The sequence below is a fragment of the Halobacillus shinanisalinarum genome (assembly GCF_022919835.1).
In the GTDB taxonomy this organism is placed as follows: Bacteria; Bacillota; Bacilli; order Bacillales; family Halobacillaceae; genus Halobacillus_A; species Halobacillus_A shinanisalinarum.
The window spans coordinates 2,365,058-2,388,740 of the sequence record NZ_CP095074.1; the positions used below are offsets into that span (position 1 = coordinate 2,365,058).

General features: G+C 39.7%; 25 protein-coding genes and 2 pseudogenes. 4 read left to right on the forward strand and 23 right to left on the reverse strand.

Translation table 11 applies throughout. The features are described 5' to 3' along the window. Positions 1-4: 4 nt before the first annotated feature. The 5 genes and pseudogenes from MUO14_RS11605 to msrB all read right to left on the reverse strand — a co-directional run bounded on the left by MUO14_RS11605 (position 5) and on the right by msrB (position 4,578). Positions 5-709 (reverse strand): DUF554 domain-containing protein, encoded by a 705-nt coding sequence (locus tag MUO14_RS11605; protein WP_244755358.1) that lies wholly within the window; start codon positions 707-709, stop codon positions 5-7. Between the two features lie 89 nt (positions 710-798). Further along, positions 799-1,641 carry a ParB/RepB/Spo0J family partition protein gene (locus MUO14_RS11610; RefSeq protein WP_244755359.1) on the reverse strand — a complete coding sequence of 281 codons (843 nt, stop codon included), beginning with the start codon at positions 1,639-1,641 and terminating at the stop codon, positions 799-801. Continuing rightward, positions 1,622-2,394, reverse strand: a pseudogene (locus MUO14_RS11615) (ParA family protein). Before MUO14_RS11615 ends, MUO14_RS11610 begins: the two are co-directional and overlap by 20 nt. A 144-nt stretch (positions 2,395-2,538) precedes the next feature. Then, positions 2,539-3,399: a nucleoid occlusion protein gene (noc, locus tag MUO14_RS11620; protein WP_244755360.1), complete on the reverse strand. Its 861-nt coding sequence runs from the start codon at positions 3,397-3,399 to the stop codon at positions 2,539-2,541. Between the two features lie 597 nt (positions 3,400-3,996). Beyond that, on the reverse strand, positions 3,997-4,578 hold the full coding sequence (gene msrB, locus MUO14_RS11625) for a peptide-methionine (R)-S-oxide reductase MsrB (RefSeq protein ID WP_396265824.1): 582 nt from the start codon (positions 4,576-4,578) through the stop codon (positions 3,997-3,999). 177 nt (positions 4,579-4,755) lie between these two features. On the opposite strand from msrB, the gene MUO14_RS11630 reads away from it, so the two are divergent. Then, the gene (locus MUO14_RS11630; protein ID WP_244755361.1) at positions 4,756-5,052 is read left to right on the forward strand and encodes a hypothetical protein; all 297 of its coding nucleotides are present in this window, start codon (positions 4,756-4,758) and stop codon (positions 5,050-5,052) included. Between the two features lie 167 nt (positions 5,053-5,219). On the opposite strand, the gene MUO14_RS11635 is transcribed toward MUO14_RS11630, so the two are convergent. The 10 genes from MUO14_RS11635 to MUO14_RS24765 form a co-directional block, all read right to left on the reverse strand. Further along, positions 5,220-6,446, reverse strand: coding sequence for an MFS transporter (locus MUO14_RS11635; protein WP_244755362.1), 1,227 nt, complete (start codon positions 6,444-6,446; stop codon positions 5,220-5,222). After that, on the reverse strand, positions 6,443-7,486 hold the full coding sequence (locus tag MUO14_RS11640) for an ArsR/SmtB family transcription factor (protein WP_244755363.1): 1,044 nt from the start codon (positions 7,484-7,486) through the stop codon (positions 6,443-6,445). Before MUO14_RS11640 ends, MUO14_RS11635 begins: the two co-directional genes overlap by 4 nt. A 382-nt stretch (positions 7,487-7,868) precedes the next feature. Further along, a complete protein-coding gene (locus tag MUO14_RS11645; protein ID WP_244755364.1) occupies positions 7,869-8,930 on the reverse strand; it encodes a dipeptidase in 1,062 nt (353 codons plus the stop codon). 472 nt (positions 8,931-9,402) lie between these two features. Further along, a complete protein-coding gene (locus MUO14_RS11650) occupies positions 9,403-9,927 on the reverse strand; it encodes a hypothetical protein (RefSeq protein ID WP_244755365.1) in 525 nt (174 codons plus the stop codon). 36 nt (positions 9,928-9,963) lie between these two features. Then, positions 9,964-10,230, reverse strand: a complete 267-nt coding sequence (locus tag MUO14_RS11655; protein ID WP_244755366.1) for a hypothetical protein — start codon at positions 10,228-10,230, stop codon at positions 9,964-9,966. Further along, positions 10,227-10,676 (reverse strand): DUF948 domain-containing protein, encoded by a 450-nt coding sequence (locus MUO14_RS11660; RefSeq protein WP_244755367.1) that lies wholly within the window; start codon positions 10,674-10,676, stop codon positions 10,227-10,229. The genes MUO14_RS11655 and MUO14_RS11660 overlap by 4 nt, the downstream gene beginning before the upstream one ends. Before the next feature lie 69 nt (positions 10,677-10,745). Next, positions 10,746-11,153 (reverse strand): DUF948 domain-containing protein, encoded by a 408-nt coding sequence (locus MUO14_RS11665; protein WP_244755368.1) that lies wholly within the window; start codon positions 11,151-11,153, stop codon positions 10,746-10,748. 278 nt (positions 11,154-11,431) lie between these two features. Beyond that, positions 11,432-11,758, reverse strand: a complete 327-nt coding sequence (locus MUO14_RS11670) for an EamA family transporter (RefSeq protein ID WP_244755369.1) — start codon at positions 11,756-11,758, stop codon at positions 11,432-11,434. Beyond that, positions 11,755-11,898 (reverse strand): EamA family transporter, encoded by a 144-nt coding sequence (locus tag MUO14_RS11675; RefSeq protein WP_244755567.1) that lies wholly within the window; start codon positions 11,896-11,898, stop codon positions 11,755-11,757. Before MUO14_RS11675 ends, MUO14_RS11670 begins: the two co-directional genes overlap by 4 nt. 368 nt (positions 11,899-12,266) lie before the next feature. After that, positions 12,267-12,461, reverse strand: coding sequence for a GNAT family N-acetyltransferase (locus MUO14_RS24765; RefSeq protein WP_396265825.1), 195 nt, complete (start codon positions 12,459-12,461; stop codon positions 12,267-12,269). A gap of 100 nt (positions 12,462-12,561) precedes the next feature. Here MUO14_RS24765 and MUO14_RS11680 point away from each other — a divergent pair. After that, positions 12,562-13,432, forward strand: a pseudogene (locus MUO14_RS11680) (SDR family oxidoreductase). Positions 13,433-13,462: 30 nt separating this feature from the next. Here MUO14_RS11680 and MUO14_RS11685 read toward each other — a convergent pair. Next, the gene (locus MUO14_RS11685) at positions 13,463-13,951 is read right to left on the reverse strand and encodes a metallophosphoesterase family protein (protein WP_244755370.1); all 489 of its coding nucleotides are present in this window, start codon (positions 13,949-13,951) and stop codon (positions 13,463-13,465) included. Positions 13,952-14,046: 95 nt separating this feature from the next. On the opposite strand from MUO14_RS11685, the gene MUO14_RS11690 reads away from it, so the two are divergent. Continuing rightward, positions 14,047-14,850, forward strand: a complete 804-nt coding sequence (locus MUO14_RS11690; RefSeq protein ID WP_244755371.1) for an alpha/beta fold hydrolase — start codon at positions 14,047-14,049, stop codon at positions 14,848-14,850. A 248-nt stretch (positions 14,851-15,098) separates the two neighbouring features. On the opposite strand, the gene rsmG is transcribed toward MUO14_RS11690, so the two are convergent. From rsmG to rpmH, 7 genes are all read right to left on the reverse strand, one after another. Next, the gene (gene rsmG / locus MUO14_RS11695; protein WP_244755372.1) at positions 15,099-15,815 is read right to left on the reverse strand and encodes a 16S rRNA (guanine(527)-N(7))-methyltransferase RsmG; all 717 of its coding nucleotides are present in this window, start codon (positions 15,813-15,815) and stop codon (positions 15,099-15,101) included. A 19-nt stretch (positions 15,816-15,834) separates the two neighbouring features. Beyond that, a complete protein-coding gene (mnmG, locus tag MUO14_RS11700; protein WP_244755373.1) occupies positions 15,835-17,724 on the reverse strand; it encodes a tRNA uridine-5-carboxymethylaminomethyl(34) synthesis enzyme MnmG in 1,890 nt (629 codons plus the stop codon). 27 nt (positions 17,725-17,751) lie between these two features. After that, the gene (mnmE, locus tag MUO14_RS11705) at positions 17,752-19,128 is read right to left on the reverse strand and encodes a tRNA uridine-5-carboxymethylaminomethyl(34) synthesis GTPase MnmE (RefSeq protein ID WP_244755374.1); all 1,377 of its coding nucleotides are present in this window, start codon (positions 19,126-19,128) and stop codon (positions 17,752-17,754) included. 236 nt (positions 19,129-19,364) lie between these two features. Beyond that, on the reverse strand, positions 19,365-19,982 hold the full coding sequence (jag, locus tag MUO14_RS11710; RefSeq protein ID WP_244755375.1) for an RNA-binding cell elongation regulator Jag/EloR: 618 nt from the start codon (positions 19,980-19,982) through the stop codon (positions 19,365-19,367). Beyond that, positions 19,979-20,740, reverse strand: coding sequence for a YidC family membrane integrase SpoIIIJ (gene spoIIIJ / locus MUO14_RS11715; RefSeq protein ID WP_244755376.1), 762 nt, complete (start codon positions 20,738-20,740; stop codon positions 19,979-19,981). The genes jag and spoIIIJ overlap by 4 nt, the downstream gene beginning before the upstream one ends. Before the next feature lie 253 nt (positions 20,741-20,993). Beyond that, positions 20,994-21,347, reverse strand: coding sequence for a ribonuclease P protein component (gene rnpA, locus MUO14_RS11720; protein WP_244755377.1), 354 nt, complete (start codon positions 21,345-21,347; stop codon positions 20,994-20,996). Positions 21,348-21,505: 158 nt separating this feature from the next. Continuing rightward, positions 21,506-21,640 (reverse strand): 50S ribosomal protein L34, encoded by a 135-nt coding sequence (rpmH, locus tag MUO14_RS11725; protein ID WP_244755378.1) that lies wholly within the window; start codon positions 21,638-21,640, stop codon positions 21,506-21,508. A 642-nt stretch (positions 21,641-22,282) separates the two neighbouring features. Between rpmH and dnaA the strand changes: the two genes are divergently transcribed. After that, a complete protein-coding gene (gene dnaA, locus MUO14_RS11730; RefSeq protein ID WP_244755379.1) occupies positions 22,283-23,638 on the forward strand; it encodes a chromosomal replication initiator protein DnaA in 1,356 nt (451 codons plus the stop codon). Positions 23,639-23,683: the final 45 nt, after the last annotated feature.

Below are 23,683 nucleotides of genomic sequence, written 5' to 3' on the forward strand. Positions count from 1 at the left end.
CTGCTTAAAACCACTGCATAATATATAAAATCACCCCAACCATAAACAAAGAGGGTAATAAATTTGCGACTCGTATTTTGGTTAACTTTAGTAAATTTAGACCAATGGCTACAATGAGTAATCCTCCGGTTGCGGTCATTTCTATAATAAATAAGTCAAGCATTTCCTGTGGAATCCACCGGTTAATTTGTGTTGCAAGTAACGCAATCGAACCCTCATAAAGCACAACTGGAATAACCGAAAAAATTACACCGATCCCTAATGTAGATGTCAATACTAGGGCAACAAACCCATCTATAATCGCTTTAGTAATCAACACCTCATGATCGTTTCGAAGGCCACTATCCAGTGCACCAATAACAGAGAGGGCACCAATGACAAAAATAAGCGAAGCTGTAATAAACCCTTGAGCAATTGTAGACTTCTGATCAGGCTTTGTAAGCTTTCTCTCAATCCAACGTCCAATATACTCCAAACGCTCTTCCAGATGTAAACCCTCTCCCAAAATGGCACCAGTTAACAAACTAAGCAGCACAACAACAATGTTAGACGTTTCAAATCCCATCTGCATTCCAATCAGAATAACAGCTAAACCGACACCACTCATCACCGTTTCCTTAAAACGCTCGGGAATTTTAGTAAAGAATAAACCTAATAGGGAACCGCCAAAGATACACACTCCATTTATAATTGTGCCCAATAAGACCATAATGCTCGCTCCAATGATTTGTTTCACGTGAAACTATTTTATATGTAAGAAAAAGGCCTGGAACTTCCATACGACCAGGCTTCAAGCTCTTATTCATTTTCAAACCAGTGCAAAATTCTTTCTAAATCCTCATCATTAAAAAACTCAATCTCAATTTTCCCTTTACGTTTACCTTTATGAATGGTTACATCTGTTCCAAGGCATTTTTTGAGGCTTTCTTCCCTTTCACGAATAAAAATATCCTTTTCCGGTTCTTTTTTCACCTGCTCGTTCTTTCGATCATTTAATTCTAGAATGAGCTTTTCTACCTGGCGTACGTTTAACCCTTCCGCTTCAATCCTTTCCATAACAGGGAGGACCTTTTTCTTATCTTTCAACCCTAGTAAGGCTCTTCCATGCCCCATTGATAAGGACCCGTTGTTAATTCGCTCACTCACTTCAGTGGGGAGTGTAAGCAATCGTACCAGATTCGCAATATGGGAGCGGCTTTTACCAAGCCGTTTAGAGAGACTATCTTGAGTCACACCTAATTCTTTGATGAGGTTCTGATAGGCGTGTGCTTCTTCAATAGGTGTTAAATCCTCACGTTGAAGATTTTCTAGCAATGCTAACTCCATCATTTGATCATCGGTTAACTCTCGGATCAAAACAGGTACCGATTCAAGCCCCGCTTTTATAGCTGCACGAAAACGACGTTCCCCTACCACAATTTCATAGCCTTTAATACTATTCCTGACAATTAAAGGTTGAAGGATTCCATGCTCCTCTATCGATTGTTTCAACTCTTCAATGGCTTCCTCAGTGAAGTGTTTACGCGGTTGATATGGATTGGGTCTACAACTTTTCACTTTTATTTCATGAATCTGCTCATCGCCTTCCGCATTCATGTCGGTAAACAGAGCATTTATTCCTTTACCTAACCCTCTCGCCATTTGCCATCACTTCCTTCGCTAAGTCTAAATATACTTCAGCCCCACGTGATTTGGCATCATATAAAATAATTGGCTTGCCGTGACTGGGAGCTTCACTTAAACGAACATTACGTGGAATAATTGACTGATATACACGATCCTGAAAGTACTTTTTCACTTCCTCAATAACTTGGATACCTAAATTTGTACGAGCATCCAGCATTGTTAGTAGGACCCCTTCAATCATAAGATTCTTATTTAAGTGTTTCTGAACAAGTCGAATCGTATTCAATAGTTGGCTCAAACCCTCAAGAGCATAGTACTCACATTGAACAGGGATCAATACTGTATCCGAAGCTGTCAAAGAGTTGATTGTCAAAAGACCTAATGACGGCGGGCAATCAATAATGACATAATCATATTCATCTTTCACTTCATCAATGGCATGCTTGAGCCTCACCTCTCTTGAAATCGTAGGCACAAGTTCAATTTCAGCTCCAGCTAGCTGGATAGTCGCAGGAATAGCATCTAAATTTTCTACCATTGTTGAAGTGCGTACCTGGGGGCATCTACTCCATCCACCAGCACATCATAAATGCATTGCTCAACGGCCCCTTTTTCCACACCCACTCCACTTGTTGCATTCCCTTGTGGGTCAATATCAACTAAAAGCACCTTATTATTTAAATAAGCTAAGCATGAACTTAAATTAACGGCTGTTGTTGTTTTTCCAACGCCACCTTTTTGATTGGCAATGGAAATCACTTTACCCATGCTGTCACCTGCCTCTTCCCAATTACTTAACGTACGTATGTTCAAATTTATTTGTTCAATTGATTTAAAAATCAAATCGCAGCTTTACATTTATTTTTAAAAAACCCATCTTCACAGCTGTTAGATGGGCGAGGCTTCAATAAGCTATGGTTTTTTCTTAGGGATTTTTATAGTGAATTGATAATAGTCGTCGTGTTCTTCTTCGTTCGTTTCCAGATCAACACCAGTATCCGACACCATATCAAGCGATTGACGAATTGTATTCATCGCAATCCTCATGTCTTTATTGACACCTTTTAGCTTCGGTTTTTTCTTCTTGGGTTTCGGATCTTGGAGCTTCGCAATCCGTTCCTCCGTCTGCTTTACATTAAGCTGTTTCTCAATAATTTCATCAAGAAGTTTTTCTTGATTCTCCTTATCTTTCAAAACAATCAGAGCCCTAGCATGCCGTTCCGTAATCTCCTTATCCATCACTGCCTGCTGGACAGACTCAGGGAGTTTGAGCAGTCGCATCTTATTGGCAACTGTTGATTGGCTTTTACCAAGACGTTGAGCAAGCGCCTCTTGAGTCAACTCATGGATTTCAATCAACCGTGCATACGCTGTAGCTTCCTCTATAACTGTTAACTCTTCACGCTGTAAGTTTTCAATTAAGGCAACAGAAGCTGTTTGAGCATCATCCATATCTCGAAGAATAGCAGGAATGTTCTCCCATTCAAGTAATTGAACAGCGCGCCACCTGCGCTCTCCTGCAATTAATTCATACTGCTCCTCATTTAAACGACGAACTACAATCGGCTGAATCATCCCATGCGTATGTATCGTTTGGGCGAGTTCACTAATCTTTTCATTGTTAAAAATGGCCCTTGGCTGATAACGGTTCGGCTGAACACGTTCGACAGGAACCTGCATGACTTCATCAGGATTGTATTCTTCTTCGTTATTATTACTATCTGAATCTGACTTGTCTCCCAGCCCGAACAGACGACTAAAAGGATGTAACACGATCAGACACCACCTTTTTTCAATCAAGCACACGATCAAATATGTTTCACGTGGAACATTACTTTATCAATAGAAAAAAGCGCCGCAGGCTTATGAGCTGCTGCGCATACGTATGCCTTTTTTGAATCTATTATTTATTTTATCATATTTTGACTAGTAAAAGTATCTAGTAAATCGAATATTTCTATTATCGACTTTTTACTACAAAACATTAGCTAAAAACCAAAATCTTACCCTTATTGTACGATGCTTTCTTTAAAATTTCGACCTTCTGCAACAATCGCGAAAACTTCTAGTGTATGTTCAAAAAGTTGACGAATGAGGACCACAGCGTATGACTTTCTTACGTGAGGACCGGAGAATCCGAGCAACGAAGAAATTCACCGTTTATCATTTGGTAACTTTTTTAACATCATCTTCTAACAGATCTTCGTAAAATTTAAGTTTTTTGCGTACAGTCGAAAAGCCCTAATAGGTTGGATTCCTGCAATTATCTATTTCTTTTGTTTAAAAATTCCACCTCACCAACTTTTATTCCCTTAAAAAGACGCCTCCTTAATTTTAGGAAAGCGTCTATTTGATAAGCCATTTATAGTACTAATTCTCGCTTTCAAACAAGTACATAAACTCTCCATACCCCTTTTCTTCAAGGTTTTCCTTAGGAACAAAATCCATAGCTGCAGAGTTCATGCAATAACGTAAGCCTGTTGGCTTTGGACCATCGTTAAAAACATGACCAACATGTGAATCAGCTTCCTTGCTTCTAATCTCTGTTCTAGTACCAAAGATACCAGGATCCTCTTTTTTAACAATATTCCCCTCAACTAACGGTTTAGTAAAACTCGGCCAGCCTGTACCTGAATAAAATTTATCAGTGGAGCTGAAAAGAGGCTCTCCAGATATAATGTCTACATAAATCCCCTCTTTTTTATTATCCCAATACTTATTTTCAAAGGCCTTTTCTGTTCCATTCTTTTGAGTGACATTATATTGTATGGGTGTAAGCATTTCTTTTAACTCGGCTTGAGAATATGTGACCTTCTCTCCGCCATCATTTTTCACTTCAACTGTACGTTCCTTATTGCGTTCTTCACCAAATATCTTATTATAGACTCCTGGACCAATGAAGACAGCCAAACCGACCAAGGCAACGATTGAAACTAACAAAAATTTATTCACTTTTTTTGCCTCCTTTTTCTGTATAAAGGTTCATCATACCCACCAGGGTTAAGAGTTTACAGTTATAATGTTAACATTAATAGAAGTATCAGCTAATTTATATGCTTACTCCTTTTATTGTGATAACAGCTTTCCATTCGTTATAATTATATATATATTAATAAAGGAGCATGATTTATGGATCGTAAAGAAATGGAAGATCAAGTGATACAAAGCTATCAAAAAGACGAGCAGATGATGATCCTTGTGTTTGCTCAGTGGTGCATCAATCACGAACTGGATCCTGTTTCGCTATATAAAGAAGCTTATCCTGATCAAATAGACAATGATTCATTAAGACAAGCCTTAGAGTTAACTGTCTCTAAAAAAGAAGCCGAGGATATCCCGGACCAAACTCTTCTCGGTGTACTATCTTTATTCGGCAACGATGATTTAGCCTTTGTGGTAACTGAATACATGGATAAAAGGAAATAAAGTGGCTTCTGTAGAATGCCACTTTACTTTATCCTAAGTATTATCTAGCTATATTTAAATATCTTATTCCATTCCAAACGCTTCTATGATGTTGTTGTTTCACGTGAAACGTTTTAGAGAAGTTCTTCAGAAAAAATAAATTTATCTTTTATGTGATTCGGTAAAGTTCAAGCTGTCTTCAACGAAGGATGAAGATAGAAGGACGAGGCAATCACAACGATCACTCCTCCCAAAAAAATTGTAGCCTCCGTGCTGGACCATTCAGAGATGACCCCAGCCATGAGAGCCGCTGCAGGCATCAAAATCCATGTCATGAAACGGCTTGTAGCTTGAACTCTCCCTAACAATTGACTAGGCGTAAGCCTTTGACGAATCGTTACAATGGAAGGACTCTTAATTGCTGCACAAAAAGTCCCTACTGCATTCATCACTACCAACCACCAGAAGGATTGGAAATGGCTAAAACCGATGATAGACACCCCTCCAATGAGAGAAGCAGTGAATAATATCTGCCTATAGGTCCACCATTTTCTTAAAATCGATGTTAAAATAGCCCCTCCTACCGCAGCCGCTCCTCCAAAAGATAACACCCATCCAATTTCCACAACTGTTAACCTTATCCCATCCCTCATGTAGAAGACCATCATCGTTAAGAACAATGTCGTACCGAAAATAGAAAATAACATAGCTAAATTGGTGAAAAGAATGGGCTTTGTTTGCAATAAATACGAAAAGCCTTCTCTTATATCCTCCACTACCCCTTTTTGTCGAGAATCTTTTGCAGGTGATTGGATCTTCAAGGTGGACACAGCACAAAAGGCTAAGAAAAAGCTTAAGCTGTTAGCCATAAGGGCATACCCAGGATGGAAAGCGTTAATTAATATTCCACCCAATCCAGGTCCTACTAGTACGGCCGTTTGAAACAAACCTGTATTTATGGAATTTGCTTTTGCCAGTTCATTATTCCTAACCAATTGAGGAATTGTAGCAAATTGGGCTGTGTGATAGAGCTGACTCAATGTACCAATCAGTAGTGCCGCACTATATAACTGCCACATCGCGAGGGTATCCCTAATAAATAGCACTCCCACCGCACCAATGATCATTCCTCTTCCCGCATCACAAAGCAGTAATATCCCTTTGCGGTGAAAGCGATCCGCAATTACACCTGTTAGAGGCTGAAGTAGAACGGGCAAACGTTCTAGTGCAGCTACGAACCCCATGGCTAGTGGAGACCCAGTCAATGCTAAAACGATTAGCGGTAGTGCTAATAAATAGATTTGATCACCGAGGAAAGAGATCACATTTCCCCCTATTAAGCGAAAGGCGGGAAAGTTCCGTTTCCACTCTGGGGTTTCATCTGTGGAAGCATGACTGGATAACGGATCCATCATGGCAGACTACCAATGAAATGCTCAAGTTCTGTCGCCATCATATCGACCGAATTTTTCTTCAAACGATAAATGGAACGCTCACCTTCTACGATTCGGGCAGACTTCAACAGTTTCAAATGGTGGTGGATAGTTGATTTTCCCATGTTAAGGGTATCCGTAAGCTCATGTAAAGTACGTTCCTTTTCAAATAAAAGCTTAACTATTTTCATCCTCACTTCATCGCCTAATGCTTTATATTTCTGGACAAGAAATTGATCAGGAGCATAAGGGTCATCCTTATAAATGCTGTCATTGGAAACAGGATAATAGAAAATTTTTGTTCCCTCAATGTCCGCTTCCACGTTCCATGGCCGATACGTTCGTTGTGGAATTAATAGTACTCGGTACACACTTGGCTCTGGGAAATATTTGATACCTCCTGTCGCCCATTCTACAAGAGACTCCGCGTCTATATTTTTAGACATATCTTGCTTTGCTTTTTGATCACGCTGTAGTATGGCTTGCAATTCCTGTTCCTGAGGTATTATTACAGCTATGTACCAGCCTGTTATAACAGCGATTAAGTGGTTTTTAAGTTGTGTAGGATCTATAGTTGTTATAAAGGAAATGTATGTTTTAAAAAAGGGGTGGTTCTCTACTTCTATTTGTAACGACTTAACGGCCTTTTTATCCCCTTTAGATGCTTGGTCACGTAACTCTTGAAAAGCAAGGCCTAAATATGGCAAGCAAATATATTTGAGTTTGTTCACATCTAGTTGTTGGATAAATTCAATGAAGGCATCTAAGTTTGGAAAGGAATCTTGGTGAAGGAGTTGAAGCAATGACTTCCAAGTGTTGTTCTCTTCAACGTATTGAAGTTGGTCATTCATTTCATTCGAAAGTTGTTTCTTTACAGCATCCAAATCTGACTTTTCAAGCGTATCTAAAAGTGGAGTGTTCGTAACAGCTGCAATGCCAAGAGCAGCTTCGTAAAGCAATGACTGCTCTACTTTTGTCCGATAGGTTTCCCTTTTTCTACTTGTTGTTTGAATAACTTCCATCTCATCACCTCGGATATAATGTTTCATTAATTCTATAATATTAGAATAATAAATTCAATATATTTTTAACATTTTCGCTAGAGCATCCATGCTTTTGAAAGAACCTACTTATGCAAAACTCGAAGCGGGCGTTAGGGATTCTGGCAGGAACATCAAAAGCTATATTGAACAAATACCTTCCTAAAACACATAGAAAAGCTCAAGTGAGTTGGGCACTAAAAATAACTGGTTTCAGCTAAAAAGAAGCTGGTCACCTAAGGTATAGGTGGTCAGCTTCTTATATGTCGATCCTATTAAAATTCATAAACGTTCCTTTTTCGTGGACTTGGAAGTTAGGACTTTTTATGTGAATTACCTTCAGTGAAAAGCGCTTTAATTACTTTTATTTCCAAGTATTCTTCAAAACTCTAAGCCAGTTTTCATGCGTTAATTTACATAAATCTTTTTCACTAAAACCACGTGTTTTTAACAATCCAAGTACCTTTGGCACCCCAGTCACATCTCCTAATTCATCTGGAAGCGTTGTGCCATCAAAATCTGAACCTAGGACAACATGTTCGATGCCTATGCGGTTGGCTATATAATCAATATGCTTAACGATATCTTCTAAGGGAGTAGCTGTATCCAGCTTCCCATCCGGACGAAGCATGTTAACGGCATATGTTACCCCTACTACACCATTGGACTCGGCAATCGCATCCAGTTGTTTATCGGTCAAATTGCGTGATATTGGACATATCGCATGTGCATTCGAGTGAGTGGCCACTAAAGGAGCATCGGAAATTTCCGCTACATCCCAAAATCCTTTTTCATTAAGATGAGACAAATCTAGCATAATTCCAAGTTGATTACATTCACGAACCAAATTCTTCCCTGGTTCGGTAAGTCCGGGGCCAATATCAGGGGTGGAAGGAAACCGATACGGTACGCCGTGAGCGAAGTCGTTGGGGCGGCTCCATACGAGTCCTAATGAACGAAGGCCTGCCTGATAGTATACAATTAATGCGTCAAGGTCCGTGTCAATTGCCTCAGCTCCTTCAAAATGAAGAATGGCGGCAATGGTTTCTTTATGTACTAAGTTACTTAGTTCATCAATGGTTCGTACGACTTTGAAGCTTCCATTTGAATTTGCCTCCAAGCTAAACAGGTCTGCAACCATTGCATTTGTCATTCGATGACAGTATTCATATTCGGCCGGATCAGACAAGGGGAAATCATACCCCTTTTCAGTAGCGAATTTCTCAAAATCCGGAAGTAATGCACCTGTCGGATGAGGGCAAAATATCGCAAAAAACCCTCCACTAAGCTGCCCTTTCCTTGCTCGAGGCAAATCTATATGACCAATAGAGCTCTCGCTGAAAAATGAACGACCTTTCCCTATGTCTTGTTGGTGAAGGTTTAGCAATGTATCATTATGACCATCAATTATCGGGAATTGGTTCATGTCACTCCTCCTCTTTTCTTTAAGTGTGTGTTCAAAAAGGTGACGAATGAGAACGTCGACACTAGCACGTCCTGTGCGTCGCAAGAAGTCCGAGGCGCGACAGTTTTGGGCCACAGTGCAATACGTGAGGACCGGACAAACCGAGCAACGAAGAGTTTCGCCGTTAATCATTTGGTGACTTTTTGAACATCCTGAAATTCAAACAGTTATTTCAGTTTACCTAATGCTTATCCTAACACAGTGCAATAAGAATAATCAGACGTTGAACGTTGTAAAAAGGTTTGTAGTTCTGTTAAATCATAATTGATTGAAATATACCCTTTTCTTTCTTGCTTCAATGCGCTCCACAAGTGAAGCATCTTTTCGTAAAGAATTTTTTAAAATAGGTGTTGCGGCGATCCATAATCCTTTTCCTTAAAAAAGATCAGCTTATCAACAAAGCTGACCTTTCATTATATGATTTAACAAACCATTAATTTGGTTTAATTGTTTTCTTAATCTCATGCTCATCATCCTCAACTATAGATAGATTTTCATCATTTGCTAAAGCCTGTTGCTTATCCTCTTTTGACTCTGTTAATTCATCTTTAGCTTCACCAACCTTGTCACCCACTTCTTTCAACTCATCGCTGGCCTCCTTGGCTGTAGAAACGATCTCTTCTGACTCTTCTTTGACTTCTTGAACCCTATTCGTTATCTCCTTTCCTTCATTATCAAGGATGTCTTGAATCTTATTAACTGCCTCTCTAGTAATGGAGGCTGTTTTTTGAATACGATCAACCAACTGGTTTTTCGCTCCTGCAGGGTCAGCTTTGACATTAGAAATATATTGACTTACTGTATTTTTTGTGGAACCGGATGTTTCTTTTAACCTGGTTCGTGCAGACGGGTTTCTAACTAAAACAAATGCCCCTCCTACTACAGCCCCTGCAGTCATGGCTAATGTTAATTTACCTTTTGTTGAATTTTTCTGAGTCTGTTTTTCATTATTATTCATGTTATTTGCCCCTTTCTATTCTTTAACAACATTCTATTAAGAAGGTATATCTTTTTTTGCCTCTGACTCCAAGTAATTTTTTGTTCGTTGAATTGAATCATACTTCACATGGCCAGTTGTAAATAATTTATCGGTCTTATTTCTGTACTTTTTCTGGATACTATCTATTGTGCTTCTTTTCATTGATCGGTCATCTAGTGATGTTTTTGATTTTAATAGAATCCCTCCTATAAAACCCACGAGTAGTCCAACAGTTGTACCGAATTTATTCACCTTCTTACGACCTTTAATGGTTTGACTCATGATGACCGACTCGTGGCTGCTGCTTCTTTTAAAGCTTTCCGTTTTTGAGTCAGGTAATAACCGAGGGCTACAGCTCCATACAAGCCGCCGACATCTTCTTCTTTAACGGTACTATTGCCATCCTTCGTACTCTTTTTCATAGATTTAGTCATGTCTGCTAGTGAGGAGGTTAGTTTTCTGGAAGAATCACCAATATCTCCAACAATATAAAAAAGCGGGCTTAAGGCTCTCACTTTCTCATTCACATCAGCTAACGTATCATTACTATTGTTTAAAATCTCAGTTGTCTGGGACATCACACCATCAAGCTGTTCCGGAAGCTTATCGACAGTTTTATTTACTCCTTTTAGTACATCAGCTAAATTATTTAATGTTTTTATAAGGAAAATTGATAGGATAGCAAAAGCAATCCCGATAATTAAAATACCAATTCCTAAATAATCCATGATATGACCTCATTTCTATTGCTAGTTTCTGTTCGTTTACATTAATTTTTGCTTTAGAACCTCAATATTTTACTTACTTTTCTTCCACTTTATATAAAGATTAATAAATGTATCCCCCCATCTCATGGCTTTAGCTACTTGATCAGTGTTTTGTTTAGAATAACGGGAGACACTTTCTGATAAACCATTGATCGGCTCATTCACATTTCCTACCGATGCCCCCACTTGTTGTAAAGAGTCAAAGAAACTGTCTACTGACTGACTCTTATGTTGGAGATCATCGACGGTCGCATGTGTCTCCTTTAATATATATTTCGTTTCTCTAATGATTTCTGATACTTTATCTTGTACACTTTCAAGGTTTTCAGATACGTTCTTCATTGTATCGGATGCGGCAATTAGAACCCTTACTACGTAAACCGTAACTACTGCAAATGAGATAGCCATAATTAATAGACTGATAGATGTTAACGCCATGAAACCACCTCTCTTCCTTTTCCATCAAAATACCCTTAATTTGAGAAACAAAACATAATACTCTACATTTTTCGCTATGTTAAGTAATACAAGTATTTCTTATTTTTATTGAACTTAGGAGTACCGCTTTTTATTCTTTATATTTCTTCGCTTAACACGGGGTTGGGTAGTAAGCAACACGCCAACGATTACGATCCCCGCTCCAACAATGTGCATGGCTGTAATTTATTCCCCTAACCATAAATAAGCACCCATCATTGTAACAACGGGAAGTAAATTTAAAAAATAGAAGCCTGGGATGCTCCTAGTATAGCAATGGCTTGATTATAAAAAATTAATGCTACCAAAGAGGGAAATATACCTAAGTAAAGCAGTCCGCCTAAGTAATTTGAGTTTCCCATTTGCGGAATCCCTATTATGCTCCATTCGATTATAATAAAAGGAAGCAAAAAGCTGAGTGAAACTCCCGTCATGACAAGAATAGCAGCATACGATGGCAAATGATGCATGTATTTCTTAACCGTAACAGAGTAAAGAGCCCATGTTATAATAGCTCCAATCACAATCAGGTCGCCTACATTCCATGCTATTACAGCCAGGTTCAAGATACATCCATTACCACCCAAATAGCTCCGATAAGGGAAAGTACAACTCCACACCATTGAACCCCTTTTAATTTCTCTTTTAGCATAAAAGCACTCAATACTACAGTTATCACTGGAATGATCGATTCAAGAACGGCCACATTTGATGATGTGGTAAACTGCAAGGCTCCATATATAAATGTATTAAATGAGCGATCCCTGATAAGGCCATCACTAAGACCGGCTTTTTGTATTCAAAGAACTTGTCTCGGTACTTCCAGGCACTTCGATATCCAAGTGGAAAAAGTACAACGAAGGCCACCATAATCTGAAAAAAGTAATGGTAATAGGTGGTAATTCATTGATCGACTTTCCAATAAGAATGTTTCCAGCATAAATCATAACGACTATGATCATAAGGAGATATGGAGAGATAAAGCAACCGCCCCTAACCTCAAATTATCTCTTTTGGTAAAAATCATTTCTTTTACATTGAAAGATATCTCCCTGTTTTTCTTAAAAACAATCTTTATAAACTTTTACGGACAACTTCCCGATATTTTGTAAACTGTTCTTTTTCATAAAAATTCTTTACGCCTTGATTTTCTAACCAGTAGTCAAGTTCTATTTCCCTTATACCTCGCTCATTGGCGATCTCATAAATTCTCTGCATTAACCGTGTGCCATACCCTTTTTCCTCTCCCTCATAAATAATTATGTTCAATCAAGTGAACAAAGCCTGTTTCTCCTCTTAATAGTTTGAGTTTTCTGCTCATGTGGAATGAACTAATCGTACATGATCATAACTGAAGGAGGTATTCTACATGGCACGTAGAAATAGACAAACGGATGGACAGCCAGGCCAAGAACAAGCGAAGCAGCCTGGCGTTGAAGAAAAAATGAGTCCACAGCCGCTTCAATCAGACAATGATTATAAAAGTGGAGGCAAATTAATTGGCAAGGTCGCTCTCATTACAGGCGGTGACAGCGGAATCGGACGTTCTGTCGCAATCGGTTACGCTAAAGAAGGAGCCGATGTAGCTATCTCTTATTTAGAAGAACATGAAGATGCTGAAATCACCAAAGAAAAAGTTGAGGCTGAAGGACAACGTGCCATTTTACTTGCAGGGGATGTGGGAGAAGAAACGGTCTGCCGCGATGCAGTAGAACGAACAACTACAGAACTTGGCCGTCTTGATATATTAGTAAATAATGCTGGCGAACAGCACCCTACAGATGATATTTTAGATATCTCTTCTTGAGCAATTAGAGAGTACGTTTAGAACGAATATCTACTCAATGTTTTATATGACTAAAGCAGCTCTCCCTCACCTAAAAGGGGGAAGCTCTATTATTAATACAGCTTCTGTCAACCCTTATACAGGAAATCCCCAGTTAGTCGATTACACGACCACAAAGGGAGCGGTAGTTGCCTTTACAAGATCAATGGCTAAACAGCTCGTTGATAAAGGGATTCGTGTAAACGGAGTGGCTCCCGGCCCAATCTGGACACCACTCATTCCTTCCACTTTTTCTGAAGATAAGGTGGAACAATTCGGCACAAATACTCCGATGGGGCGCCCTGGGCAGCCTGTAGAACATGTAGGAAGCTATGTATTACTTGCATCAGATGACTCCACGTATATAACCGGACAATTTATTCACATTAATGGCGGCATGATTATGCATAGCTAGAAGGAGCTTGGGCTACGGCCCAGGTTCTTTTCATTTATAAAATATATGTTCTGCACGAATCTCATTTCCTATCGTGACAATACCAAATGAGTAATACGGTAGGCTACGTTTATCAGTTGCTGATCCTGGATTAAACAGCATTGTTTTCTTTACAAATCTCAGAATCGGCAAATGGGAATGGCCAAAAAGGAGCAAGTCTAGTTCTTCTCCTTCAAACTCCTCTACCACCCGTTTTTCCGTTGTCTTATTTCCCCCGTGACCATGGACGATACCTACTTTAAATCCCTTCCATTCTGTAACGATTCTCCGTGGTACAATTTCTTTTATATCATCCCCGTCTACATTTCCAAAGACGCCAATCACTTGAGCATACTCACTTAATTGTTTATATACATCAACTGTCTGCCAATCACCCACATGAACAATCAGATCTGATGCGTATAATTCTTCTATTACTCTATTGGGAAGTTGTTTCGCCTTCTTAGGCATATGTGTATCAGACACAACAATTATTTTCATCAAATACCTCCAGGAACCCAACTGTAAATGTTTATCTACTAAGTTAGCGGGTATTTTATTTATATATTTAAATATAAGGGGAGTCGTTTAATAATATGGCACATTATATAGAAGTTGATAAAAACGTAGAACTATTTGTTCAAGATATTGGCGAAGGACAACCCATCGTCTTTATTCATGGTTGGCCTGTCAATCATGAAATGTTCGAATACCAAATGAATGAACTTCCTCAAAAAGGCTACCGATTCATCGGTATTGATTTAAGAGGTTTCGGAAAATCAGACAAGCCTGCATTTGGTTATGATTATGACACACTAGCCCATGATATCAAAATCATTGTTGAGTATTTGCAATTAGAAAATTTCTACCTTGCTGGATTTTCAATGGGTGGTCCAATAGCGATTCGTTATGCAGCCAAACACGCCAATGATCAATTTGCTCGCCTGATACTGGTTGGGGCTGCCGCTCCTAGCTTTACTCAAAGAGATAACTATTCATATGGAATGAAAATAAAAGAAGTGGATGGATTAATTGAGGCGATTAAAGAGGACCGTCCGGCAGCATTAAAGGACTTCGGTGGAAACTTCTTTCATTCAGATACTTCCCAAGCGTTGAATCAATGGTTCCTCGATTTAGGCCTTCGAGCTTCTGCCCATGGAACAATTGCTTCTGCTGAGTCACTTCGGGACGAAGACCTAAGGGGTGAGTTGGAAGAAGTTAAAGTCCCTACCCTTCTTATGCACGGGAAGAAAGATCAAATCTGTGATTACGAATTCTCACTGCAGCTGAAAGAAGGGATTCGAAATTCAACATTGATCTCTTTTGAGGAAAGCGGTCATGGTTTGATCTATGACGAGAAGGAAAAGTTCAATACAGAATTGTTGAAGCTTATTAAATAACATAAAGAAGACTATTTGCATCACAGCAGGTAGTCCTCTTCTGGCTTTGTGCTGCCTCACCTAAAGAATATAGGCACTTAAGAAAAAGAAGAAACCAATTATCCAGTTTTTTAAGTAAGCGTTTCATGAAAGCCCTCCTGCTTCTACTAAATCATTTCCCAGGAAATAAATTATAAAAAATCCTTCCCACTTATTGCATGGAAAGGATTTTCTGGGTTGAGATGCAGACCAAACAACACACACTATATTTACTGAATAGGTGATTTGTTTGGTGTTCCCGCTTTACGCGGGTACTTTTTTGGTGTTTTCCTTCGTTTCTCAATAATAGCTATATTCCGTTCACTACCTTCCTCGGGAAGTTCAAATGTGTAGACGTCTTTGACTTCTCCACCAACGGTTTGAATGGCAATATTGGCTTCTTCCATTTCGTCTTTTAAGTTCGGGCCTTTCATTGCCATAAAATGCCCACCCTTAATTGCAAGTGGCAAACATAGCTCACTTAATACGGACATACGGGCAACAGCGCGAGCCATCACTAAGTCGTAGCCTTCGCGGAATTTAGAATTTTTACCGAAGTTCTCTGCACGATCATGGTAAAAAGCGACATCATTCAACCCAAGTTCATGGGCTAAGTGATTCAAAAAGGTGATTCGCTTCTTCAATGAATCGACAATTGTAACTTTTAGGTGTGGGAAAATAATTTTTAACGGAATACTTGGAAAACCGGCGCCAGCTCCAACATCACAGATTGTGAGCGGCTTGGAGAAATCATGATAAAAGGCAGCTGTTAACGAATCATAGAAGTGTTTTAAATAAACGCCTTCCTGATCGGTAATCGCTGTTAAATTCATTTTGTCATTCCATTCCACTAAAATTTCGAAGTACTGCTTGAACTGCTGTTGCTGTTTCTCGTCTAACTCAATGCCTTTTTCCCGTAATGCGGTCAGAAAGGTCTGTTTATCCATAAGGCCATCCTTTCACTAGTCATTCACCCGAGACACGGGCAATTTTCCCCTGTTCAATATAGACAAGTAGAATCGATACGTCTGCAGGATTCACCCCTGAGATCCGTGAGGCCTGCCCAACGGATAACGGGCGTACGGCTTCCAGACGGTCGCGGGCTTCTGAAGCAAGTCCATGAATATCAGTGTAATCGATATTTTCTGGGATCTTTTTCGTTTCCATTTTGCGCATGCGCTCAATTTGTTCTAGAGCTTTTTTAATATAACCGGAATACTTCACTTGAATTTCCACTTGTTCTGTTACGTCATCAGGCAACGTCACATCACTTGCAGATACTTTAGCAATCAAGTCATAATTCATTTCAGGGCGCCGAAGCAAGTCCGTTGCACGTACCGCTTCTTTCAACGGTGAACCACCAGACTCTTCAACAATCGCCTGCACATCATCGGTTGTTTTTAAAATAGTATTTTCAAGACGTGCTTTTTCCTCCTCAATGAGTCGTTTCTTCTCGAGGAAGCGTTCATAACGTTCATCAGAGATCGTACCGATTTGGTGACCAATCTCAGTTAGGCGCAAGTCCGCATTATCATGGCGCAGCATGAGGCGAAATTCAGCGCGTGAGGTTAGCAGACGGTATGGTTCACCTGTTCCTTTTGTAACAAGGTCATCGATCATAACACCGATGTAGCCTTGGGAACGGTCTAAAATCAGCGATTCTAAGTTTAGCGCTTTGGCCGCCGCGTTAATTCCTGCCATCATACCTTGCCCAGCTGCCTCCTCATAACCAGACGTTCCGTTGATCTGTCCGGCTGTAAACAGTCCGCTGATTTGCTTGGTTTCAAGTGTTGGCCATAGTTGGGTAGGTACCACAGAATCGTACTCGATTGCGTAACCAGCACGCATGATCTCAGCATTTTCTAAGCCTGGTACGGTCTTCATCATTTCATTTTGTACATACTCTGGAAGCGATGTGGACAGTCCTTGCACATAAACTTCCTCTGTATCACGGCCTTCTGGTTCTAGGAAAATTTGGTGACGAGGTTTGTCGTTAAAACGGACCACCTTATCTTCAATCGATGGGCAATAACGTGGACCTGTTCCTTTGATCATCCCCGAATACATCGCAGATAAGCCCAGATTTTCGTTAATAATCCGATGTGTTTCTTCGTTCGTGTACGTTAACCAGCACGGAATTTGATCGGTAATAAATTCTGTCGTTTCATAGGAAAAGGAGCGTGGCTCTTCTTCTCCAGGCTGGATTTCTGTCTGTGAATAGTCGATTGTATGACTGTTCACTCTCATTGGTGTACCTGTTTTAAAGCGAACCATCTCAATGCCAAGCTCTTCAAGATGTTCAGACAAGGATACAGATGTACGCTGGTTATTGGGTCCGCTCTCGTAGGCTAAATCGCCAATAATGACTTTCCCACGCATAAATGTCCCTGTGGTAACAATGACTGTCGGAGCATAATAAGCAGCTTTCGTTTCGGTGATGACTCCCTTAATTTGGTCATCTTCAACCATAAGCTTCTCAACCATACCCTGGCGCATAGTCAGGTTCTCCTGATTTTCTAATATCCGCTTCATTTCTTTAATATATAGAGGCTTATCGGCCTGTGCTCTAAGTGCACGAACAGCTGGGCCTTTTCTTGTATTTAACAGACGCATTTGAATATGCGTTTTATCGATCACTTTCCCCATCGCGCCTCCCATGGCGTCGATTTCACGTACGACAATTCCTTTAGCCGGTCCGCCAATGGACGGGTTACACGGCATAAACGCAACCATATCTAAGTTAAGTGTAAGCATAAGCGTTTTTGCTCCGCGTTTCGCGGACGCTATGGCTGCTTCAACTCCAGCATGACCGGCACCAATTATAATTACATCATAATGCCCTGCATCATAAGTCATTTTGGTTGTCTCTCCTTCTATTAATGATTATTTCCCTAAGCAAAATTGTGAAAACAGTTGATCAATTAAACTTTCATGAACAGCATCACCAATGATTTCACCGAGTATTTCCCATGTACGTGTCACATCGATTTGTACAACATCAATTGGCACACCCATTTCCATACCATTCTGCGCATCTTCTAATGCTTCCTTCGCTTGCTTGAGAAGCTGCACGTGACGAACATTTGAAACATAGGTCATGTCGCCTGCATCCAAATCGCCTTCGAAGAACGTGTTAGCGATGGCGTTTTCGAGTTGATCGATGCCTTCCTCACGAATAAGTGCTGTCGTAATCACTGGATGGTCTCCTGACAACCTTTTTACCTCAGAAAGATCAAGGTTAGGTTCGAGATCCATTTTGTTGACGATAACGATAATGTTTAAGTCATTTACGGCTTCGAAAAGTTTCTTGTCTTCTTCGGTGAGTTCATCTCCATAGTTTAACACAAGGAGAATGAGGTCTGCTTCCTTTAATACTTGTCTTGATCGTTCAACACCAATCCGTTCGACGATGTCTTCCGTTTCACGGATCCCTGCTGTGTCAATAAGTCTCAGTGGGACACCACGAACGTTGACATATTCTTCAATCACATCGCGTGTTGTTCCAGGGACTTCGGTGACGATCGCTTTGTTCTCGTGGACAAGTGCATTCATAAGAGATGACTTTCCTACGTTTGGACGGCCAATGATCGCTGTTCCTAATCCTTCACGCAAGATTTTCCCTTGGCGTGCAGTCTCAAGCAGCTTACTAACCTCTCCATGAACTTCCTTCGTCTTCTCGCGCATCATTTCGTTCGACATTTCCTCGACATCATCATATTCAGGGTAATCAATGTTCACTTCAACGTGTGCGAGGGTTTCAAGCAGCTTTTGCCTCAAATCTTGGATAAGGTTGGACAAACGGCCGTCCATTTGCTTCAGTGCTACATTCATTGCTCTGTCTGTTTTGGCACGAATCAGATCCATAACGGCTTCAGCCTGTGATAAGTCAATACGTCCATTTAAAAAGGCCCGCTTAGTGAATTCACCAGGCTCCGCTAGGCGTGCCCCTTTGGCTAAAACAATCTCAAGCACTCGATTGACAGAAACAAGTCCTCCGTGGCAGTTAATTTCTACGATGTCTTCCCGTGTAAATGTTTTCGGTGCGCGCATAGTAGAGACCATCACTTCTTCAGCAGTTTCTCCTGTTTCAGGATCAATAATCTTGCCATAATGCATAGTGTGTGAATCGACATTATTTAGATCTTTTCCTGCAAATAAGTTAGCGGCAATCGCCACTGCTTTGGGACCGCTTAGACGAACGATGGCTATAGCTCCTTCACCCATCGGGGTCGATATCGCCGTTATTGTATCAGTTTCCATCTGCGCTCACCTCCTTCCAATGTTCTAGATTTATATATAGTTATCCACACGCATTTATTAATTGAAGTCACTAACTTATTAGATTACCACATGTATGGGTATTTTGAAAAGATATCAACAGTTTTTTCTCAACCCCGTAATACGTTGTTATCCACATGTGTATAACTGTTTTCCTGTGAATTCTAAGCACAAAAAATACTTCTGCCATTTCATTCGACAGAAGTATTTTTAAAGGTCTATAAAGGTCGGATTACAATATGTCGTTTCGGGTCTTTACCAGCCGAATCTGTTTCTACCTTTGGGTTATTTTGTAAGGATGCATGGATAATCTTTCGTTCATAAGAAGGCATGGGCTCAAGCTTAACTACTTCTTCCTTTCGAAGAGCTTTATCAGCCAAACGGTGAGCCAGCGTTTCTAACGTTTCCCTGCGTCGTGCTCGATACCCCTCTGCATCTAATATAACGGTATAGAACTGATCGGACTCACGATTGATCGCGAGTTGAATGAGATATTGCAATGAGTTCAAGGTTTGGCCCCGTTTTCCAATGAGCATGGCGATCTTATCGCCAGTAAGGTCAATATAAATATCGCGGCCATCCACTTCTGTTTTCGCTTGAACAGGTGAACCCATTTGCTCTGCTACTTCTAAGATAAACGTTTCAGCGTCCCGCACAGGATCCTTAATAATTGAAACTTTAACAATAGCTGGTTTCGTTCCAAAAACTCCAAAAAACCCTTTTTTACCTTCATCAATGACTTCGATATTTACTTGGTCCCTTGATGTCTGTAATTGCTCTAATGCTGATTGAACCGCTCCTTCAACTGTTGTGCCAGTAGCAGTCATCTGCTTCACTTAGCCGTGCCTCCTGTCGTATCCTTCATCATTGGTTTTCGGATAAATAATGTTTGCAAGATCATGACTATGTTACCAACAATCCAGTACAGAGCTAGTGCAGACGGGAAGAAGAAGGCAAATGTACCAATCATTAACGGCATAATATAAAGCATCATTTGCATTTGTGGATTCTGTCCTGCTGCTCCTCCAGCCATCATAAGCTTTTGCTGTAGGAATGTTGTCGCAGCCGTAAGAATAGCTAAAAACGGATCAGATTGTCCTAATTCCATCCATAAAAAACTATGTGTTTGAATGGTTTCCGTACGCATAATGGCATGATAAAAACCTATTAAAACTGGCATTTGTACAATAATTGGTAAACAACCAGCTAACGGATTAACTCCATTCTTTTGGAAAAGCTGCATCGTTTCTTGTTGTAACTTTTGTTGGGATTGCGCGTCTTTAGAACTGTACTTTGAACGTAGCTCTTGAAGCTGTGGCTGAATGTCCTGCATAGCTTTCGAACTTTTTAACTGTTTAACGTTTAATGGTAGTAGTACGAGACGAATAATTATGGTCACAATGATAATTGCTAATCCGTAGCTCCCACCTGTTGAATCGGCGAAAAACTGAAGTGTTTGGGACAGTGGATAAACGATATATTCATTCCAAAAGCCTGTACTGTCTTCAGTAATTTCCTGATTTACCTGGGTACACCCGGATAAAAACATGAGCAAACCTGCCATTGCAAGTAATGCTATCAATTTGTTACGCAACGTCGTTCCTCCTTACTCAATCACTTTCACTTTTTATCTATCCAATAGTGTAGCACTATTTCACATGAAAATTCTATATATCTTTGTTCAAAAAGTTGCTGAATTAGAAGGACGACTAAAAAGGGCCACGTCCTGTGCCACATCCACATTAGCTTATCCTGAGCATTAAGGATCAATATCGGTAGCAAACATTCTACATGGAGACCCACAAGAGATGTGCTTGAAACTTTTTAAACGGCCTTTATATGAATTGTCAGTTTCGCTTTTTCTTATTTAAAAGTTTAGATCGCGATAAGACATGAGTTAAGCTGCTTTTTATTTCATTAAATTCCATTTGATGTGTCGGCTTTCTGGCAATAATAACAAAATCATAGTGTGAAATTATTTCCCCCTCAAGCTCATGAAAAGCTTGTCTTAAGTATCGTTTGATCTGATTTCTAACTACAGCTGAACCAATCTTTTTGCTCACAGATAACCCAATACGAAAATGCTGCTGATCCTCTTTCTTTAAATAATAGAGGACCAACTGTCGATTAGCGAATGACTGACCATGTTGAAATACTTGTTGAAATTCTTCATTTTTTTTAACCCGATAAGTTTTCTTCATGGAATGATGACCCCCGCAATGAGAAAAATACAAGCAACTCGTCAAAGAGGAAGAGACAAAGGAATAAACTCTCAGTTTGCCCTGGTGATCCTGCCTCAGTTAAGACAGGCTTGTCTCATCTTAAACTAGAAAAAAAGACCACTGATTTGTTCAGTGGCCTATGCTGATAATACTTTTCTTCCTTTACGACGGCGACGAGCAAGAACATTACGACCATTCTTAGTACTCATACGATTGCGGAAGCCGTGTACTTTCTTACGCTTACGTTTATTTGGTTGAAATGTGCGTTTCATTATATATACACCTCCTGAGGAAAATTCCACTACATACATTTAAAAGGCAGTCCCGACAATTATAAGCAATCATTAAATATGTGTCAATGTCTATTTATTTTCATTACGTCATCCGTTCCATCATACAGTTGTATAACAGCCGCTGTTACATAACAAGAAAAAATACTTTTTCAGCAAACATCCACAGGGTCTGTGTGTAATTTTTCGACACACTTGTCCTATCCACAGCAAATATCGACAAGTTTATCACAAAATATAGTGTTGTGGACAGTAACTGTCTACAACTTGTTGAGATTGTGGATAAGTTCTTATAAACCATTGCAACAATACTGTTTATCTGATATTATATTTGTGTTTAACCGTGAATTATCTCTCCGCAAAATTATGTTATACACAGATTGTGGATAAGCTGTGGACAGTTATTAACACGGTTGTTTGTAGACTTTTGCACAGGTCTGTGGATAATGAAAATAACAATCTATAAACCTTTGATATCAAGAATTATTCATCCACAACTCATTAAAAGTCTTACCTTTATACAAGCTTGACATGTACGCCTTTTAATCCTTTAAATATCGTTCGAAAAAGAGACAAGACGGCTTTTTTTGTTCCCTATTTATAAAAATAGAAAGGGGTGAAAATTTGGAGAACATTACCGAACTTTGGGACAACACCTTGGAGAAGATGAAAGAAAAAATAAGCAAGCCCAGTTTTGAAACGTGGCTTAAAGCTACAAAAGCAGATTCTTTAAAAGAAAGTACATTGACGATCGTCGCTCCTAATGAATTTGCTCGTGATTGGCTTGAGAACCAATATGAAGGGCTTATTACTGAAACACTTCATGAAGTGACTGGTGCTGAATTATCGACAAGATTCATCATTCCGGAAACGAAAGACAATTCATTAGAGGATGTGAAACTATCTTCTAAAAAAGTATCAAATGATAAAAATAACGAAACAGAAGAATTTACCCAGAGCATGCTTAACTCGAAGAATACCTTTGATACCTTTGTTATAGGATCAGGGAACCGCTTTGCGCATGCAGCCTCCCTCGCTGTAGCTGAAGCACCCGCAAAAGCTTATAACCCGCTATTTATTTATGGTGGTGTTGGACTCGGTAAAACACACCTTATGCATGCCATTGGCCATTATGTTCTTGATCATAATCCAAATGCTAAAGTAGTTTATTTATCATCAGAAAAATTTACCAACGAATTCATTAACTCAATTCGTGATAATAAGGCCGTTAATTTCCGTAATAAATATCGTAGTGTAGACGTGCTTTTAATAGATGATATTCAGTTTCTAGCTGGAAAAGAATCAACTCAAGAAGAATTTTTCCATACTTTTAATACCCTGCACGAAGAGAGCAAACAAATCGTCATCTCAAGTGATCGGCCTCCTAAAGAAATCCCGACTCTTGAAGACCGATTACGTTCTCGGTTTGAGTGGGGATTAATTACTGACATCACGCCTCCGGACCTTGAGACAAGGATTGCGATCTTACGTAAAAAAGCGAAAGCAGAAGGGCTCGATATTCCAAATGAAGTCATGCTTTATATCGCTAACCAAATTGATACAAATATTCGCGAATTAGAGGGCGCACTTATACGAATTGTTGCTTATTCTTCCTTAATTAATCGTGACATCAATGCCTCATTGGCTGCAGAGGCATTAAAGGATATCGTTCCTAGTTCAAAACCACGCGTAATCACAATACAAGCCATTCAAGAAATGATTGGAGGAAAATACAATGTCAGGCTGGAAGACTTTCCAGCGAAGAAACGTACGAAATCAATTGCGTTTCCTAGACAGATTGCCATGTATTTATCAAGAGAGCTAACTGATTTCTCATTACCTAAAATAGGAGAAGAATTCGGCGGTCGTGACCATACAACAGTTATTCATGCCCATGAAAAAATATCAAAAATGATTGCTACAGATCAGCAGCTGCAAAAAGAACTAGATGAAGTTATCGAACAACTTAAAGCTCATTAGCTGAATAGTGTGTATAACCAGGTCACGTTCATCAACAGTCTATCC